Genomic DNA, 3151 nt, shown 5'->3' on the forward strand with positions numbered 1-3151 from the left:
CCGGGGGAAACGGGGGGGCCGGGGGGGCTGGGGCGCACCGGGCCCGGACTGTTGGTAGCGGGGACAGGATTTGAACCTGCGACCTCTGGGTTATGAGCCCAGCGAGCTACCGAGCTGCTCCACCCCGCGTCGGTGAACCCGACTCTACGGTATGGCGGCCGCCCGACGCGAATCCGCTTCCGCGACCGCCGCCGCCCCTGCACCCGCTCCCGGCGGCCGGTGCTCGCTCGGCGAGAGCGATCATCGGGGCACCGGGGGCCGGCCCTGAGGTTCAGCGGCGGCTCCGCAGGGTGCGGCGGGCGTAGTCGGCTGCGACCGCGAGGAGCAGGGGCCCCCAGGCCACGAGGGGGAGGTAGCAGAGGGTCATCACCAGCCCCGCGAGGCCCTGCGGGGCGTCGGGGTCGCTCAGCTCCTCGCCCCAGCCGCCGAGGAGTGAGGACAGGCCCAGCCAGGTCAGCGCGGCGCCGCCCAGCGCGGCCGGGACGATGGCGGCGAGCGGTCGGACCCTGCGGTTGCCGATCAGCGGTATCCAGCGCGGCACGACCTCGCCCCAGGGCCGGACCAGACCGAGGGTCAGGAAGGCCAGCGCCTCGGTCAGCACGCTCAGGAGCACGCAGTAGAGCGTTCCCCAGCCGGGCTGGTGCTCGGCGGCGATCCTGGCCGTCTCGCCACTGAAGCCGACCGGGATGCCCAGCCCGAAGACGATGCGCCACAGCCCGGAGGGCACGGTCGACCAGACGGCGGCTCTGGCGGCGAGTTCGGCCCAGCGCGGGACCGGGGCGACGGCCGACGGGGCGGTCGGCCGGCCGGCCCGGTGGAAGGAGGAGCGGGCGGACGGCTGGACGGCGGTCGGGTTGTCGATCATCGGATTGGCTTCCTCTCCCGGCGGCCCCGTCGGCCGCTGCGATGCCTCCACACTGCTGGTCGGACGGGGTGCGGGAACAGATGTCGATCGGCAGGTTCGGGCGGCCCGGCCGACGGCGAGGATGTGCCGATCGGCACATGTGGGCGGGCCCGGCGGTCCGTAGGCTGGGCGGCATGTGGGGGACGACATGGTGATGGGACAGGTGCTCGCGGCCGCGGCCGTGCCGAGCACGGTGCTGCTCGGCCTGACGGCGCGGCGACGGTACGGGACGCCGGCTGCGGCGGGGGCGGCCGGGGTGGTGTCGCTGGCGGTTACCGCCGGCGCCCGCGCGGTCGGCGGGTGGTCGGAGGAGGAGGACCGGCTGCCCGCGTTGGTGGGGCTGGCCGAACTGGGCCTGCTGCTCCTGATGGTGGTGCTCGCGGTGCGGTTCGGCCGGCGGTGGACCGGGGCGTCGGCGGCGTCGGCCGCCGGGTTGGCGGTGGCGTGCTGGCCGTCCCGCTTCGAGGGGTTCGACGAAGCGGGCGGGCCGCTGACGCTCGCCGGGTTCGGCGCGGTCTTCGTCGTACCGGCGGCGCTGGCCGGGCTGTACCTGCGCGGGCAGGACGACGCGCGGCGCCGCTCGGTGACCGCGGCGCGCACCGCGCAGCGGATCGAACTCGCGCACGACCTGCACGACTTCGTGGCGCACGACGTCAGTGGCATGGTCGCGCTCGCGCAGGCGGGCACGGTCCTGGCCGCCTCGGACCCGGTCCGGGCGGCGGCGCTGTTCGAACGGATCGAGCAGGCCGGGCAGCAGGCGCTCGGCTCGTTGGACCGGACCGTCCACCTGCTGCGGACGCCGGAGGCGGAGGAGGCGAGGGACCGGGCGGGGAGGGACCGGGGCGCCGAGCGGGGGCCGCAGCCGGGGTTGGACGACCTGGCGGCCCTGGCCGAGCGGTTCGCCGAGTCCGGCGGCACCGCTGTGCAGTTGCAGACCCCGCCGGAGGGGACGGAGGTGCCCCGCGAGGTGGCGGCGACGGCGTACCGGATCGTCGTGGAGGCGCTGACCAACGTGCGGCGGCACGCGCCCGACGCCCGTGTGGTCGAGGTGCGGGTGCACCGCGGCCGCGATCGGCTGGAGGTCGCGGTGACGGACGACGGCACGGGGGGCGCCGCGGCGGCGGGGACCCGTCGTGGCGGCGGCAGCGGGCTGGCCGCGCTGGCAGCCCGGGCGGAGGCGCTGGGCGGCACGCTCACCGCGGGCCGGAAGGAGGGCAACTGGCAGGTCGTCGCCACCATGGGCATCAGGCCTGCGGCCGGTCCGCCGGCACGGCGAGCAACCGTGTGAGCCGGCTTCCGGACCCGCCGCGAGCGCAGCGGCATTCCGATCGGCCAGGGCGGCGACCTCGCTGCGATGCCGGGCCGGAGGCTTTCGGCGACGGCCCCGTCCTGCCCCGGCACACCGTGTGACCTCGGCCTTCTGATATCACTGGCAACCTGCGACGGCACGACAGAACGGAATCTCGACCCGTGGACGACCGGAATCACGGCGGAAGTCACGAAGGGAATCACGACGCGGATCACGACGGGCTCCCCGGCTACTGGGATCCGCTGCCGACCGCCCGGCAGCTGCTCGCCGAAGAACCGTCGCTGGACCAGTTCGGCGGGCTCTGGGAGGAACGCAACTGGCGCAACGTGCCCGGTCCGTTCTACGGCGCCGACACCGACAGCATGCAGATGGGCCGCCACGACGCACCGTTCCACCTCGCCTACGACGACGACCACGGGCCGCTGAGCGGACGGGAGTTCGTCTACCGCCAGCCGGCCGACCCCGCGCAGACGGAGGACCTGCTGAACGGCTGCGTCTTCGGCCACGGCGGCTTCGCGATGGACGGCGACGACCACTGGAGCGTCCCGGCGGTCCGCGAGTGGTGGCAGGAGCGCGGGCGCGTACGCGAATGGGCGGTCACGGCCGAAGCCCGCTGGTCGCGCGTGGACGGCACGTACCGCGGGCACTACCGGGACGCCGCCCAGGGGCTGCGCGACTACATCGCCCACCTCGACCACGGGCTGGAGGAGTACCTGCGCGGCTACCTCTTCTGGCTCGACGAACGCCGCCCGCACCGCGCGGGCGAGCCGCTCCCCCTGCTGGACGGTCGGCCGCGGCGCGGTGCGCCCGCGCCCCCGCTCGCCACGGCAGCTGCACCCGTCCCCGGCGACAGCATCTGACGCTCCGCCATGAGAGGCGGGCGGCGCCGACGCCACGCCCTTCGACGTCCGGCGCCGACCGTGGGCGGGCCCCGGTTC

3 protein-coding genes and 1 tRNA gene are annotated in these 3151 nt (G+C 75.5%); 2 read left to right on the plus strand and 2 right to left on the minus strand.

What is annotated here, in order from left to right:
• Nucleotides 1–52: 52 nt before the first annotated feature.
• Both ACWGB8_RS38235 and ACWGB8_RS38240 read right to left on the minus strand, forming a co-directional pair.
• Nucleotides 53–129 (minus strand) — tRNA-Met (locus ACWGB8_RS38235).
• Nucleotides 130–271: 142 nt separating this feature from the next.
• Nucleotides 272–865, minus strand: coding sequence for a hypothetical protein (locus tag ACWGB8_RS38240; RefSeq protein WP_452218259.1), 594 nt, complete (start codon nt 863–865; stop codon nt 272–274).
• A 187-nt stretch (nt 866–1052) separates the two neighbouring features.
• Between ACWGB8_RS38240 and ACWGB8_RS38245 the strand changes: the two genes are divergently transcribed.
• Complete coding sequence (locus ACWGB8_RS38245; RefSeq protein ID WP_452218260.1) at nt 1053–2192, plus strand: sensor histidine kinase; 1140 nt, start codon at nt 1053–1055, stop codon at nt 2190–2192.
• Nucleotides 2193–2374: 182 nt separating this feature from the next.
• The gene (locus tag ACWGB8_RS38250; protein ID WP_452218261.1) at nt 2375–3073 is read left to right on the plus strand and encodes a ferredoxin; all 699 of its coding nucleotides are present in this window, start codon (nt 2375–2377) and stop codon (nt 3071–3073) included.
• Nucleotides 3074–3151: the final 78 nt, after the last annotated feature.

It is taken from the genome of Kitasatospora sp. NPDC054939 (assembly GCF_053610105.1).